We start from the raw sequence: 15,022 nt of genomic DNA, 5'->3' as shown, positions 1-15,022 counted from the left end.
CGGAGCCTTGTCGATGTTGTCGAAGCTGATGAAGTCCGCGAAGCCCTGCGCAGCCTGAATGCGCGTGATCGCGGCCGTCAGCGTGGTCTTGCCGTGGTCGACGTGGCCGATGGTGCCCACGTTCACGTGCGGCTTGTTGCGCTCAAACTTGGCCTTGGCCATTGGTTTGAATCCTCATTCCCGAGGGTGGCGGAGAAAAGATGGCTGAATGGATTCCGCCCGGCGGCGCAGGGCGCCCCGGGCCGGCGAACCGCCTCAGCCGCGGAATCAGGTGATCCGGCGTCTCCTCGCCGGGCCTAACAAACAGCACACCCTGCCGCCCTCGTCCGCTGCGGCAAGGTGTTCACGCCTCCCGGGATCGCGTGGGTGCGCGGTCCAAAACGGGGGCAAGACGCGAAGGATAGCCAAACTTCGGCGTTCCGTCAAGGGTCTGGGCCGCGTGAATGCTGGTTCCGGCGCGGTTCGGGCCGGCTCCGCGGCGCACGGAAGCGAACAGCCGGTTCACGCGGGGGGAAGCGGGGGCGGCCGAATCCGCGCCCTCCCCGTCCACGGGGAGGAGAGGCAGAAGAGCGAGCCCGGCTTCCACGCGCCCCGGGCGTGCGCCCTTGCGTGAGGGATTCGCGCCCGCAGGGCCGAGACACCGGAGCGGCGGGGCAACAGCAGTATCGTTGCCCTGACGCGGAGGGGGCTCGGCGCCGTTGGGCACAGTTGTATCGTGCCTTACGGCGCGCGAAGCCCGGCCCGGAGCGCAGCGGAGGGACACGCCCGAAACCGCGGTACGAAAGTACGAAAGTACGAAAGTGGAGAACGACGGCGTTGCGGGAACGAGAAAGGGCGGCCACGCGGGCCGCCCTTTCTGCATCCATCATTCGCGCAGAACGACTCAGCTGCGCACCTTGGCCACGATCTCTTCCGACTTGGCCTTGGGCACTTCCTCGTACTGCGAGAACTGCATGCTGTACACCGCCCGGCCCTGGCTCATGGAGCGCAGGTTGGTGGAGTAGCCGAACATTTCCGACAGCGGCACCTGCGCGTTGATCACCTGCGCTTCGCCGCGCTGGTCCATGCCCTGGATCTTGCCGCGGCGGCTGCTCAGGTCGCCGATGACGTCGCCCATGTAGTCCGACGGCGTCACGACTTCCACGCTCATCACCGGCTCCAGAATGACCGGCTTGGCCTTGCGGGCCGCTTCCTTGAACGCCATGGAGCCGGCGATCTTGAAGGCGATTTCCGACGAGTCCACGTCGTGGTACGAGCCGAAGATCAGCTCCACCTTGACGTCCACCATGGGGTAGCCCGCCAGGACGCCCGTGTCCATGGCCTCGCGCATGCCCTGCTCGCTCGGCTTGATGAACTCGCGGGGAATCACGCCGCCCACGATCTTGTCCTCGAACACGAAGCCCTGGCCCGGCTCGGCCGGCATCATGTTGATGACCACGTGGCCGTACTGGCCGGAGCCGCCGGTCTGGCGCACAAACTTGCCTTCGACCTTTTCCACCCGCGAACGGATGGTTTCGCGGTAGGCCACCTGCGGACGGCCCACGTTGGCCTCGACCTTGAACTCGCGCAGCATGCGGTCCACCAGGATTTCCAGGTGAAGCTCGCCCATCCCCGAAATGATGGTCTGGCCGGTTTCCTGGTCGGTGTGCACCCGGAAGGTGGGGTCTTCGTCCGCCAGGCGGCGAAGCGCTTCGCCCATCTTGTCCTGGTCAACCTTGGTCTTGGGCTCGATCGCGACGTCGATCACCGGCGCCGGGAACGTCATGCTTTCCAGCACCACGATGTGCTCCGGATCGCAGAGCGTGTTGCCCGTGGTGGTGTCCTTGAGGCCGATGGCCGCGGCGATGTCGCCGGCGCGGACCTCCGGGATCTCCTCGCGCTTGTTGGCGTGCATCTGAAGGATGCGGCCCAGGCGCTCGCGCTTGTTCTTGGTGCTGTTCAGCACGTGGCTGCCCGAGGCGATGACGCCCGAGTACACGCGGAAGAACGTGAGCTTACCGACGTACGGGTCGGTGGCGATCTTGAACGCCAGCGCCGAGAACGGCTCGTCGTCCGTCGCGTGGCGCTCGATCGGCGCGTCGTTGTTCTCCGGGTCCGTTCCCTTGATGGCCGGAATGTCAACCGGGGCCGGAAGGTAGTCGATCACCGAGTCCAGCAGCTGCTGCACGCCCTTGTTCTTGAACGCCGAGCCGGTGAGCACCGGCACGATGGCGCCCGCGATGGTGGCGTTGCGGATGGCGCGGCGCAGCTCGGGCTCGCTGATCTCCTCACCCTCCAGGTAGCGCTCCATGAGCGCCTCGTCGTGCTCCACCGCGCCTTCCACCAGCGCGAAGCGGGCGGCGGCGGCGGCTTCCTTGAGCGACTCGCGAACGGGCTGCTCCGTCCAGTTCTTGCCCATGGTGCTGTCGTCGTAGATCAGCTCCACCTGGCGCAGCACGTCGACGATGCCGACGAAGTTTTCGCCGTCGCCGATGGGAAGGTGAATGGGCATGGGGTTGGCGCCCAGCCGGTCCACGATCATGGACACGCAGCGCTCGAAGTTGGCGCCGGTGCGGTCCATCTTGTTGACGAAGCAGATGCGGGGCACGCCGTACTTGTCGGCCTGGCGCCACACCGTTTCCGACTGCGGCTCTACGCCGGCCACCGCGTCGAACACGCAGACGGCGCCGTCGAGCACGCGGAGCGAGCGCTCCACCTCGACGGTGAAGTCCACGTGCCCCGGGGTGTCGATGATGTTGATGCGGTAGTTCTGGTCAAAGCGGGTCCACTGGCACGTCGTGGCGGCCGACGTGATGGTGATGCCGCGCTCCTGCTCCTGCTCCATCCAGTCCATGGTCGCCGCACCCTCGTGCACTTCGCCGATCTTGTGCGTACGGCCGGTATAGTACAGGATGCGCTCGGTGGTGGTCGTCTTGCCGGCATCGATGTGCGCCATGATGCCGATGTTGCGGTACTTCTCGAGCGGTGTGGTGCGGGCCATTGGTTGTCGTCTATCGTTAGTGGAAAACGCGGGGCACCAAGAGCGGATGATTCCGCCCTTCGCACCTCCGCGCGTCCAGTTTGTTCAGTTCAGCCGGACCAGGCGTCCGAGCGGAATTACCAGCGATAGTGGGCGAACGCCTTGTTGGCTTCGGCCATGCGGTGCGTGTCGTCCTTCTTCTTGATGGTCGCCCCCTCGTTGCGGGAGGCGGCCAGCAGCTCCGCGGCCAGGCGGTCGGCCATGGTCTTTTCGCCGCGGGCGCGGGCATAGCCCACGAGCCAGCGCATGGCGAGGGCCTGGCGGCGCTCCGGACGCACTTCGACGGGCACCTGGTAGGTGGCGCCGCCGACGCGGCGGCTCTTGACCTCGAGCACCGGCTTGGCGTTGTTGAGCGCCGTCTTGAAGACGGTCTCGGCCGGCTGGCCGGTGCGCTCTTCCATCACCTTCATGGCGTCGTAGAAGATGCTTTCGGCGGTGGACTTCTTGCCGTCCAGCATCAGCGTGTTGACGAACTTGGTGATCGTCTCCGACCCGTAGACGGGATCCGGGATGATCGGGCGCTTGACGGCGCGAGTACGACGGCTCATGTCTTACCTCTTCCCCTTTCCGCCCTTGCCGGCCGGAGCTCCCTTGCCGGCGGCCTGCCCGGGCTTGGGACGCTTGGCGCCGTACTTGGAACGGCTCTGGCGGCGGTCGTTGACCCCGGACGCGTCGAGCGTGCCGCGGATGATGTGGTAGCGGACGCCCGGAAGGTCCTTCACGCGGCCGCCGCGAATGAGCACGATGCTGTGCTCCTGCAGGTTGTGCCCTTCGCCCGGGATGTACGCCGTCACCTCAACCCCGTGGGTCAGCCGCACACGCGCGACCTTCCGGAGGGCCGAGTTGGGCTTCTTCGGGGTCGTGGTGTACACGCGGGTGCACACGCCACGCTTCTGCGGGTTGTTCCGCATGGCGGGCGACTTGCTCTTCTTTTCGAGCGTCTCCCGGCCCTTGCGGACCAGCTGGTTGATCGTCGGCATACGAGGGAAAGCCTGGACAGTAGACGAAAAAAGCAGGCGAGGACCAATGGGTCCCCGCCGCCGCCAACGCTCCGGTTGTGCGACAGACTTGGAAAAGTAAGGCGGAGGGACGGTCTGGTCAAGCCCCTGGGAGTGCGGAGTGCGGAGTGCGGAGTGCCCAGTGCCCAGTGCCCGGTGCCCGGTGCCCGGTGCCCGGTGCCCGGTGCCCGGTGCCCGGCGCGGGTCGATCTGCGCTCGTCTTCCTTCCGTTCCGCCGCCCTGCCCTTCTCGCGTGCCTCTTCGGCCGGATTCATCCAATTCTCATCCATGCCGCGGACGATCTGTTTCCGCCGGTAGATCGGGACGGCGAAAGCAAGGTTCCGCACGTGGTCCGGCGCGCTGGAGCCCGGGCCGCCCGCATGCCGACATCGCGCGAGGAATTCCCCAGGATCTGGCGCGGACGGGCTGAAACCATCTGGTACATCTGACCGTTGCAGCGGGTGCGCGCCGGGTCCATCTTTGCGGCGCAGTATCACTTTCTGCCCGCTCTGCCCATGTCACATCCGGCGGCGAGCACCGTCCCGGACACGCGCGTGTCGCTGGGGCGCGACCTCGCCAACCTGCTCGTGGAACTCGCCATCGCCATTCAGCACCACGGCGTGTATCCGCCGGGGCACCCGTTCCTGTCGCGCTCCGCCGACGGACTGGCGCGCCGGCTGGACGCCGTGCTGCGCGACCGCATGGCTCTCAGCTTCGGCGTGGCGCGCGCGCAGCTGGTGATTGAGGGCGTGGCCACGGACGCGGGCAACCCCGTGCTGGCCGGGCTCGCCGCGCGCCTGCACCGCGGGCGCATCGGCGCGGTGACGCTGCGCCGCGGCATGGACGCGGACGAGGCCACGGAGTTCCTGGCCGCGCTCGCGGCACAGACGGAGCCCGGCCGTGCGGCGGGGGAGGCCGCCCGGGCGGAGTGGCCGCACGCGGTGCTGCACCCGGTGAGCTTTGCGCAGCTGGAGTTCACGGGCGAGGGCGACGGCGCGGCGGAAGGCGGCGCCCGCGACACGGTGGCGGCGGCGCAGCTCTGGATCGGGCTGGCCCGGGCCGCGCTGGCCCGCGAGGACGCCCCGGAAGAGGAGACGCGCGAGCCCTCGCTGGTGGCGCAGGCCATTGACCAGCATCCCCGCGCCGCGGCGTACGACCAGGTGATCGTGGGCTACCTGCTCCAGATGGCGGACGAGTTGCGCGCGGAGGGCGGGCGCGCAGCGGACGAGGTGCGGCGGCGCGTGAGCGAAATGATCGCCCGCCTGCAGCCCGACACCCTCGCGCGGCTGGTGCAGATGGGCGGAGACGCGCCCCAGCGGCGGCGCTTTCTGCTGGACGCCAGCGAGGGGTTCGCCGCGGACGCGGTCGTTCGCCTGGTGCAGGCGGCGGCCGACGCGGGGGGCCACAGCATCTCCCACTCGCTGCTCCGCCTGCTCACCAAGCTGTCCGCGCACGCGGAGGGCCGCTCCGGCCCACTGGGGGCCGCCGCGGACGAGGCGCTGCGCGAGCAGGTGGAGCGGCTGGTGGACGGCTGGGCGCTCCCCGACCCCAATCCCGAAACGTACACCCGCGCGCTGGACCTGCTGTCGCGCTCCACCACGGGCGAGCTGGGGCTGCTGCCCGGCCCCAACGCGCCGGAGCCGGAGCGGGTGGTGCAGACGGCGCTGGAGGTGGGCGCCCACGGCCCCGCCGTGCACCAGGCGGTGGCGACCATGATCACCGGCGCGGCGCTCCCCCGCCTCGTTGCGCTGCTGGCCGAGGCGCCGGCGGACTCGGCGCTGGCCGCGGAGCTGTGGCCGGCCGTGTGCCAGCCCGCCGCCGTCCGTGCCCTGCTCCGCGCCGGGGCGGAGGGGGCCGCGGCGCTGGATGGGGTGGCGGGGCGGATCGGAACCGGCCGCACCCTCGTCCCCATTCTGGACGAGCTGGCTGAGTCCGAGTCGCGCACGGTCCGCCGCGCGGCGCTGGACCGGGTGGCGCGGATGGGCGCGGCGGCGCTGCCGGAGATCGGCGCGCGGCTGGGCGACGGGCGGTGGTACGTGGTGCGCAACCTCCTGGGGCTGGTGGCCGAAATCGGCGTGCTCCCGCCGGGAACGTCGCTCGCCGCGTACCTGCGCCATGAGGACGCGCGCGTGCGGCGCGAGGCGTTCCGTGCGGCGTTCCGCGTGGGCGGCGAGCGCGAGCGGGTGCTGGGCCTCGCGCTGACGGACGCGGACACCCAGGTGCAGCGGCAGGCACTGGCGGAGTGCGCGTCCGGCTGCCCCGCCCCGGTGCTTCCCCTGGTGGTGCGCCGCATCGACGATCCGCTCACCGAGCCGGAGCAGCGCCTGCTCGCCATCCGCGTGCTGGGCGGCGCGCGCGACCCGCTGGCGCTGCAGATGCTGCGTCGCCTGGCGGACGGCGGACGCACGCTGCTGGGACGGGTGCGGCTGGCCCCCCGCTCCCCCGAACTGCTGGCCGCGCTGTCCGCCCTGCGCCGCGGGTGGAGCGCCGACCCTTCGGCCGCGGCGCTGCTGCGTGCCGCCCTGGCATCCACCGACCCCGACGTACAGCGCGCCGCGCGCGCCGAAGGCGATCCGCCATGAGCGACCCCGTCCGCTTTCTGACGGCCATGGCGCAGGCCATCGCCACCATGAGCCTGTACTCTGACCTGCACCCCTCGCGCGAGCGGGCGCTGGACGCGGCGTACGGGCCGCTCGCGGAGCTGCAGTCCGCCAATCCCCGCCAGTCGTTCACCTTTCTGGGCGACGAGGTGGTGCACGGAACGCAGCCGGTGCACGCGCTGCGCGGATGGGAGTGGAGCGCGCGGCTGGTGGCCGCCGGGGTGCAGCGGCTGGAGTTTGACGAGGAGGTGTCGCGCGAGGAGCTGGAAGGGCTGCTGGACGAACTGCTGGCGCGGATGACGCTTTCCGCCGCGGACAGCCCGGAGCTGCGGCAGATGCGGCGCACCCGCATTCGGCTGGGGATGGTGGGGGTGCGCGGCGATACGGAGGACCCGGCCGCCACCGTCGCCACGCTGGACTACTCGCTGGCGGAGGAGATCCAGGCGATCCGGTGGCTGCACAGCGACGTGGAGGCGCGCCGCCCCGTTCCCGTGGCGGAAGCGGAAGCCGTGGTGCGGTCGCTGTCCGTCGCCATGCACGGCGACCAGCAGATGATTCTTCCCCTGCTGCGCCTGCGGGACCACGACGAGTACACCACCACGCACTCCATGAACGTGGCCGTCCTCACGATGGCGCTGTCCGAGTTCCTGGGCTATCCGCAGACGGACGTGCGCGCGTTCGGCGTGGCGGGGCTGCTGCACGACATCGGCAAGGTGCGCATTCCGCGCGACATCCTGAACAAGCCGGGAAAGCTTACGGCCGAGGAGCGCGCCATCATCAACCAGCACCCGGTGGACGGGGCGCGGCTGCTGCTGGACACGGAGCGCAACCTGGACACGGCCGCGATCGTGGCGTACGAGCACCACCTCATGCACGACGGGGGCGGATATCCGGCGCTGCACTACTGCCGCGCCTGTCACTCGGCGAGCCGCCTGGCGCACGTGTGCGACGTGTACGACGCGCTGCGCACGCACCGGCCCTACCGCGCCGCGTGGACCAGCGCGCGCGTGCTGCAGTACATCCGAGAGCGCGCGGGGACGGAATTCGATCCAGAGGTGGCGCAGGCGTTCGTAAACATGATGACCGTGTGGGACCAGCGGTTCGCGGTCCTGGAAGATGAACGGCAGCCCGTCCGCGCCCCGGTGCAGGCCGCGCAGACGGAGCCACAGCCGGCCGACGCGGCCTGCGTCGCTCCGTCGCCCGGCACCAACGAGCCCGTTCCACCACCCGCCGGAGTCTGACCGGAGCGCCCGGACAGCAGGAACGCCTCTCAGCAACATGCGGAGAGGCGTTCGCGGGAAGAGAAACGAGTGCCAGGGCCGAGTGCCGAGTGCCCAGGGCCGAGTGCCCAGTGCCGGGGACCATCAGTTCCGGCTGTTTCCGGGCACTTGATCCTGGGCACTGGGCACTGCTTTATCGAATCGGCAGCCAGTACGACATCTTGAGCGCCAGCACGTTGTCGCCGCGCGCGCCGAAGGTGTCGCCGAGCGTTCCGAAGCCCACGTTGTCGCCGCCCAGCTCGCTGGCCGAACGGTTCTGCTGCCAGACGAGGAACAGCGTGCTCCCCGGGCGCCACTCCCAGCGCATCACCGCGTTGCTGCGGAACGAGCGGACGGTAAAGTCGCTCGCGATCCGCTGGCGGTCCGCCTCGCCGTCGCCGTCCTCGTCCGCCCCGCCGATGAAGAAGTGCTCGCCGCCCTCGCTCACCACGCGGCCCTCCGTGCCGTCCAGGCGCAGCGCACCCGGCGCGCGCAGCTGGCCGAAGCTTTCGTAGCGGCCGTTGGCGGCGAACGGCTCCATGTAGAACTCCAGCGACAGGTCCGGCGTGAACAGGTAGTTCAGCCGCGCCGCGCCGGACACGATGGTCTGGTCTACCGAGGCAAAGGTGTAGCGCCGCCCGAAGGTGGCTTGCGGCCCGCCCGGGAGCGAGGCGACGAACTGCCGGGGGTCCGTCATCCGCCGCCAGAGCGGGCTGAAGGAGACCTGCCAGCGCGGGCCGGGCCGGACGGAGAGCGTGGTGGTCAGCAGCAGGTACTCGTGCCCCTGCTCTCCCCCGCCGAAGGTGACCTGCGCCGACGCCCGGCGGGCCCACCCTTCCGGCGTGGCGCCGGCCACGATCATCCGCCACGCGGCCGGCGTTCCCGCCAGCGGGCCGCCGCGCGTGTACGAGTCGCTGGTGGAGCGCAGGTCCTTCCACGCGATCACCGTCGTGGTCCAGAAGTTCTTCCACGTAAAGCGCATGTCCGTCCGCAGCGCGCTGAACGTGCGCGTCCGCCCGAAGTTCCACGTGTTTTCCGTGCTCACCCCCACGTCGTAGCGGCGAAACAGCCTACCCGGCTGCGTGTCGCGGTAGCGAAGGTTGCCGTAGCCGAACACCTCGTCCGCGCGCCCCATGAACCCCGCGTCGTTCAGCTCCAGCCCCGGCGACTGCCCGCTCACGGACGCGGCCCACAGCCAGTGCCGCCCGCTTTCCCGCGCGATGCGGAGCTGGCCGGTGTAGCCGCCCAGCGAGGTGCGCGACGAGTCCACCCGCACGTAGTCCTGGTCCGGCCGCTGAAAGTAGCGCGCGCTGGAGCGCTGGTTCCGCAGCAGCGCCAGCGAGTCGCCCGCCACGTAGCTGAACCCCGCGTAGCCGCTGAACGCGTACTCGCCGCCGCGAAAGCGCAGGTTCCAGTCGCCCCCGCCCGTCACCGCGTCGCGGTTCAGCAGCGCCACCAGCGGCTCGCCCCCATCGATGTCGCGGTGGACGGCCGTCAGCAGCAGCCCCGCGGTGGACTGATTGGCGCCGAACTCCTGCTGCGCCCGGGCGATGCCGTACCCCGTCCGGGGCGCCAGCCGCACCCGGTCCAGCGTGCCGGTCGCGGGGTCAAAGCCGCGCGCGTACGCCTGGTCCGTCAACGCGGCCAGCACGCCCACGGAGGTGCCGGACGAGAGCCGTCCCGTCAGCTTGGCGGCACCCAGGATGGCGCTGTTGCCCGGGTAGTCCTGATAGTCGCCGGCCACCTGCAGCCGCGAGAGCGCCACGTCGGGAATGCCGCCGATGCGCCGCGAGTAGAAGTACTCCGGCCCGCTCCCCGCCAGCAGCTGCCGCCCCTCGATGAAGAACGGGCGCCGCTCGTCAAAGTAGGCCTCGTACGCCGACAGGTTCACCTGCGCCGGGTCCAGCTCCACCTGCCCGAAGTCCGGGTTCACCGTTCCCTCCAGCGTCAGGTTGGGCCCCACGCCCACCTTGAGGTCCGCGCCCACGCGCGCGCGCATCCGGCTGCCGTCATCAAACGGATTGCCCGTCCCCGGCTCGCCCGTGAACGTGCCGCTGGTGGCTACATAGGGAAGGATCTCCGCGCGCCGGGTCGGGCGGATGCCGCGGATGCCGGAGAGCGTGCCGAAGCGCGACGCCCATCCCTTCTGCGAGCTGGGAACCGGGATCCAGAACACGTCTTCCTGCGTAGCCGGGTTCCAGCGGTCCGCGTTCAATCCCCACGTCTGCACGTCCGCCGCGTTGAAGCGCAACTGGCTGAAGGGGATGCGCATCTCCGCCGTCCATCCCAGCGAGTCGCGGCGCACGCGGGCCTCCCACACGGGATCAAACGACACGTCGGTATCGCCCTCGTCGTCCGTGGCGTGGTACCAGTCCATGCGCGTCCCCGCCGCGGTGACGCCGAAGCTGTACGCCGTCCGCCGGTCCAGGTAGGTGTCCAGCGAAATCCACAGATGCTCGGCCTGCGATCCGTTGTCGCGGCGGCTCACCGGAGCCTGGATGGACGCAGGGTCTTTCTTGAACATCCGCGCGGCCACGTACAGTGCCGCATCGTCGTACACGAAGCGGAGTTCCGTGCGTTCGGACGGCGCGGCGCCTTCCACCGGCTGCTTCTGCACGAAGTCCGACAGCACGGGGGCGGCGGCCCACGCGGGGTCGCCCAGGTCGCCGTCCACGGTGGGGACGCGGCCCTCCACCCGCACGGCGCGGATCTCCTTGCGGGGCGCGGCGGTGCGCGCGCTGTCGGGGGTCTGCGCCCGCGCCGCGGAGGCGAGCAGAAGGACGGGAAGGGCGGCCAGCAGGGTGCGGATCACGTTCACTCCAGGGCGGGTGACGGTAGATGGCGAAAAATCAGCACTTCGCGGCGGCACGGGGCCGGCGCGGGCGCCTACGGCCGCGCAAAGGTCTGCCGCGCGATCAGGTCAATGACGCTGTCCACGCCGCCGCGGCGGTTGCTCGTGACGATGAGGGTGACGCCCTCCGCGGGATACCGGCGAAGCTCGGCGTAGTAGGTGGCCCATCCGCCGTTGTGCCACTGGATGGGGGTGCCGCGGGAGGTCTGCTGCACCACCCAGCCGTAGCCGTAGAACGAGCGGGAGCCCTCTTCTTCCGCCACGTGCGGCGTGAACAGCAGCGCCACCGACGCGGGGCTCAGGACGCGGCCCTCGTCCAGCGCGCGGCTCCAGCGGTACAGGTCGTCCACGGTGGAAAGCAGGCCGCCCGCGCCGCGCCGGTACCAGCCGTTGCGCGCGGCGGGCTCGTCCAGCGGCGATCCGCGATAGGTGTCGTCCCCCTCCCCGGCCGCCACCGTGCGCCCGCTCCAGTCCGCCGTGGGAAATCCGGTGTTGCGCATGCCTGCCGGGCGAAACAGGCGCTGCTCCAGGTAGCGGTCCAGCGTGGTTCCCGACGCGGTCTCCACCACGGCGCCCAGCAGCATGTAGCCCGCGTTGCTGTACGCGTGCTTCGTCCCGGGCGCCGAGGCGAGCGGCGCGCGCAGGGCGGCCACCACGAACGAGTCGCGGGAGATGGTGACGTCGGACCGCACCGCGTCGCGCCCCAGCCCCGCCGTGTGCGTCAGCAGTTGATGGAGGGTGATGCCGCGCCGGTCCGCGGGCGCGCCGGGAAAGAAGCGGCCCAGGGAGTCCGTCAGCGCCAGCTTTCCCTCTTCCGCCAGCGCCAGGATGGCCGCCGCCGTGAACTGCTTGCTCAGCGAGGCGATGGGATACACGGTCTGCGTCGACGCCGCGGCGCCCGAGCGCGAGTCGGCGGTGCCGTAGCCGCGGTGCAGCACAATCTCCCCGCCGCGGGCGACCAGCACCGTGCCGGAATACACGCTCGGAAGCAGGCTGGAGAGCATCCGGTCCAGCCGCGCGCCATCCGCCCCCCGCACCACCGCGCCGGGATCGCCGGCCGCCGTGCGCGTCCCGGCCTGCGCATGGGCGGCGCCCGAAGCCAGCACCGCCGCCATCACGCCGGCCGCGAGGGACCGCATCGCCCGTCGTGTGATCATCGTCATCATCCGCTCAGTTGCCGTTCACCAGGCGGCGCAGCGCAATGGAGCGCTCGCTGTCCGACGACATGGAATCCAGCACGCGGCGGTAGGCGGCGTTCACGCGCGAATCCCGGAACTGCGCGGACGGAACCTGCGACAGCACGATCCGCTTTTCCGCGTCCGACCGCATGGGCATCACGGCGCCGAGCGCGACCGCCGTCTGCGCCGGGGTGAGCCCGCTGTCCAGCAGGTTCGACAGCACCAGGCGCCGCTCCGTGTCGCTGCGCATCCGCCCCACGGCCGCCGCCACGCCGGACACCGCGCCGTCGTCCATCCCCCGGCGGATCATGGAGGTGAGCACCAGCCGCCGCTCCACGTCGCTGCCGATCCCGTCCACCACGCGAAAGAAGGCGGCGCGCGAGGACGCGTCCAGGCGGTTGCCGCTGAGCGCCGAGGTGAGCACCAGCCGCGTTTCCGTGTCGGATTCCATCCCGCCCGCCGCCTCCAGCAGCGCCGCCATGTTCCGGCCGGACGCGCCGTGCTCAATGGCGTGCGTCAGCACCAGCCGCCGCTCGGTGTCGGAACGAAGCTCGCGCCCAACGGCGGCCAGCGTGCTCCGCATCTCCCCATCCGACAGCGGCGATCCGCCCAGCAGCGCGTTGAAGTACAGCCGCTTGCCCGAGTCGCCGCGGATCATCCCGATCTCCCGCAGCACCGCGGGCACGCCGCCGCGCGACCGCAGCCGCGCCACGCGCCGCTCCGCGCCCAGCCCGCCCTCGCGCACCGCGCGCAGCACCATCCCGCGCGCCCATTCGCGCCCGGCGGCGTCCATCGCGCGCGTGCGGCCGTCCACCACGTAGGCGACCTGCACGCCGCCGTCGGCGCCGCGGGTGAACTCGGCGCGGCGGTCCGGCCCGCGCCCGCTTTCCTCCACGATCAGCCGGCCGCCCGGGCCAATGGATTCCACCCAGTCGCCCGCCTCGTTCACCTCCACCGGACCGCGCATGCGCACCTCCATGCGGTAGCCGTCGTGCTGCTCCACCATGCGCGACTCGCTGGTCGTGCTCCGCTGCGCGGCGCACGGGGCGCAGGCCAGCAGGGCACCCAGCAGCGGCGCGGTCAGGGCGACAACTCGCTTCATAAGTGTAAGCTCCGGCAAAGGTTGAAAAATCAGCACTTCGGCTCAGAAAAGCGCCGGGCGCGCGGCCCGGCGCTGCGGGATCAGGACGTGGTGAACTCGCGGATGAGGGCGTTCATCCAGCGGCGGCTTTCCGCGTCGAACGGGCGCGTCTGGCCATCCACCGTGTAGGTGAAGGCGGGCTGACCGCCGGCGCCGGGCACGGCGCGGACGCGGCGCAGGCGCCCGTCCACGCGCTCCTCCACCAGCAGGTGCCCGCCCGCGCCGATCCGCGTGATGTCCCACCGCGCGGAGGCGAAGAACACCCTGGCGGAGTTGATGCGGATTTCGCGCGGGCGCCCGTCCGTCTCGATCTCCAGGTGGATCTCGCTGTCCCACTGCGACTCTCCGCCGCGGCGCGCCTCGGGCGCCGAGTCCGACGCGCGCGTGCGGGTTTCGCTGCGGGCGGGGGTGGCGGCGGGGCCGGGCACGGCGGGCTCGCGCGTCACCGCCAGCTCGCGCAGGGCGATCCCGCGCTCGGAGTCGGACTCGATCTGCCCCGCGGCGGCGATGTACGCGGCGCGCGCCTCGGAGTTCATCCGCTGGTGCTCCGCCACCTCGGACAGGATGATGCGCCGTTCCGTGTCGGATTCCACCCGGCCCAGCGTGCGCAGCAGCGCCACCTGCGACGCCGTGCTCCACTGCCGTGCGCGCAGCCCCGAGCTGAGCACGATCCGCTGCTCCGTGGGCGACGAGAACCACCCGATGGACTCCACGAACGACGGGCAGATGGAAGAGGTCGCGACGAACAGCGGATGCCCGATCGCCTGGCTGATGACGATGCGCCGCTCCGTGTCGGAGTCCATCGTGCGCGTCGCCTGAATGATGGCGCTCAGGTTGGCGTACGACAGGTCGCGGCGCTCCAGCAGCGCGCTCAGCACCATGCGCCGGTCCATCGCCGACTCGATCCCCGCCGCGGCGCGGATGATGTCGGCATACAGTTCCGGATCACCGCCCGCCACCGACGCCACCAGCCGCTCGCGCGTGGTCTGGCCGTCCACGAAGGCGGCGGCCGGCGCGGAACTCGTGGTCACGGCAGCCGGAGGCGTTTCGGCCGGCTCCAGCGACGCGTCGCTCTCCGACGTTGTCGTCCGGGTGACGGTCTGCTCGGAGGCATTGGACGTTGCCGCCGTCGCGATCAGCGGCGAAGCGGTGAGCGCGGACGCGCCGGGGAGATCCAGCGTCGGTGCGCGCGCCACCACCGCCGCGGGACGGAGCGCTGCCAGGGGAAGCAGGCAGGCGAGGGCCGCGGCCGCGGTGGCCAGCCCGGCCGCGCGGCTGGCCGCGTTGCGGCGTACGGCGCCGTCCAGAATCGCCAGCAGGCGGCCTTCGAACTGGCTCTTGCGCGCCATCGCCAGCCCGGCGGCGGCGCCCGGCGTGGAGCCGAGCGAGCGGACGATGTCCAGAAGGTGGCTCGCGTAGTCCGCCGCGCGCGTGCCGATCTCCAGCACGGCGTCGTCGCAGGCGTGCTCGCGCTCCTGACGAAGCTGGCGCACCGCCACCCACACCAGCGGGTTGAACCAGAACAGCGCCAGCGCCACGTGCGCAATCCACTGCGTGGCCGCGTCCCACCGGCGCACGTGGGCAAGCTCGTGGGCCAGCACCACGCGGCGGCGCTCATCCGGCCACCGCTCGGACTCGGCGGGCAGCAGCACCACGGGGTGAAACAGGCCCCACGTCATCGGCACGGTGGCGGCGGGCTCGCGCAGCAGACGGACGATGCGGCCCACGCGCAGCCGGCGCGAAAGCCCGTCCGTCAGCCGCACCCATTCGTCGTCCGTCAGTTCCGTGGCGCGGCGCTCGATCCACGCCAGCCGCACCACTCCCGCCAGCAGGCGGATCAGGAGCGCGGCCGCGCCCACGATCCACAGCAGCAGCGCCGCGCGCCCCCAGTCCACCGCCGCAAGCCGCTCCGCCATGGTCAGCGGCGCGGGCGCAGTGGACGGAGCCGCATTCAGCGCGAAAGCGGACGGCGGGAC

The 15,022-nt window shown here is 71.1% G+C and carries 10 protein-coding genes; 2 read left to right on the top strand and 8 right to left on the bottom strand.

Annotated elements, in window-relative coordinates:
• The 4 genes from VF665_RS17310 to rpsL all read right to left on the bottom strand — a co-directional run.
• The coding region (locus VF665_RS17310; protein WP_331054601.1) for a GTP-binding protein at nucleotides 1-162 on the bottom strand (162 nt) is incomplete at its 3' end.
• 721 nt (nucleotides 163-883) lie between these two features.
• Nucleotides 884-2,980: an elongation factor G gene (fusA, locus tag VF665_RS17305; RefSeq protein WP_331054699.1), complete on the bottom strand. Its 2,097-nt coding sequence runs from the start codon at nucleotides 2,978-2,980 to the stop codon at nucleotides 884-886.
• Nucleotides 2,981-3,096: 116 nt separating this feature from the next.
• Nucleotides 3,097-3,567, bottom strand: coding sequence for a 30S ribosomal protein S7 (gene rpsG / locus VF665_RS17300; RefSeq protein WP_170030937.1), 471 nt, complete (start codon nucleotides 3,565-3,567; stop codon nucleotides 3,097-3,099).
• 3 nt (nucleotides 3,568-3,570) lie between these two features.
• Complete coding sequence (rpsL, locus tag VF665_RS17295) at nucleotides 3,571-3,999, bottom strand: 30S ribosomal protein S12 (protein ID WP_170030938.1); 429 nt, start codon at nucleotides 3,997-3,999, stop codon at nucleotides 3,571-3,573.
• A 470-nt stretch (nucleotides 4,000-4,469) separates the two neighbouring features.
• Between rpsL and VF665_RS17290 the strand changes: the two genes are divergently transcribed.
• Nucleotides 4,470-6,599: a hypothetical protein gene (locus tag VF665_RS17290; protein ID WP_331054698.1), complete on the top strand. Its 2,130-nt coding sequence runs from the start codon at nucleotides 4,470-4,472 to the stop codon at nucleotides 6,597-6,599.
• Nucleotides 6,596-7,858, top strand: a complete 1,263-nt coding sequence (locus tag VF665_RS17285; RefSeq protein WP_331054697.1) for an HD-GYP domain-containing protein — start codon at nucleotides 6,596-6,598, stop codon at nucleotides 7,856-7,858. Before VF665_RS17290 ends, VF665_RS17285 begins: the two co-directional genes overlap by 4 nt.
• A gap of 172 nt (nucleotides 7,859-8,030) precedes the next feature.
• Here the strand turns inward: VF665_RS17285 and VF665_RS17280 are convergent, their stop codons facing one another.
• The 4 genes from VF665_RS17280 to VF665_RS17265 all read right to left on the bottom strand — a co-directional run.
• Nucleotides 8,031-10,688 carry a DUF5916 domain-containing protein gene (locus VF665_RS17280; protein ID WP_331054696.1) on the bottom strand — a complete coding sequence of 886 codons (2,658 nt, stop codon included), beginning with the start codon at nucleotides 10,686-10,688 and terminating at the stop codon, nucleotides 8,031-8,033.
• Nucleotides 10,689-10,762: 74 nt separating this feature from the next.
• Complete coding sequence (locus tag VF665_RS17275; RefSeq protein WP_331054695.1) at nucleotides 10,763-11,884, bottom strand: serine hydrolase domain-containing protein; 1,122 nt, start codon at nucleotides 11,882-11,884, stop codon at nucleotides 10,763-10,765.
• A 13-nt stretch (nucleotides 11,885-11,897) separates the two neighbouring features.
• Nucleotides 11,898-13,007 (bottom strand): hypothetical protein, encoded by a 1,110-nt coding sequence (locus VF665_RS17270; protein WP_331054694.1) that lies wholly within the window; start codon nucleotides 13,005-13,007, stop codon nucleotides 11,898-11,900.
• Between the two features lie 80 nt (nucleotides 13,008-13,087).
• The coding region (locus tag VF665_RS17265) for a M56 family metallopeptidase (RefSeq protein WP_331054693.1) at nucleotides 13,088-15,022 on the bottom strand (1,935 nt) is incomplete at its 5' end.

Origin of the sequence: Longimicrobium sp., assembly GCF_036387355.1 — a bacterium.
GTDB lineage: Bacteria > Gemmatimonadota > Gemmatimonadetes > Longimicrobiales > Longimicrobiaceae > Longimicrobium.
The sequence above is the reverse complement of the archived record's forward strand: the minus strand, read 5'-3'. Positions and strand labels throughout refer to the sequence as shown.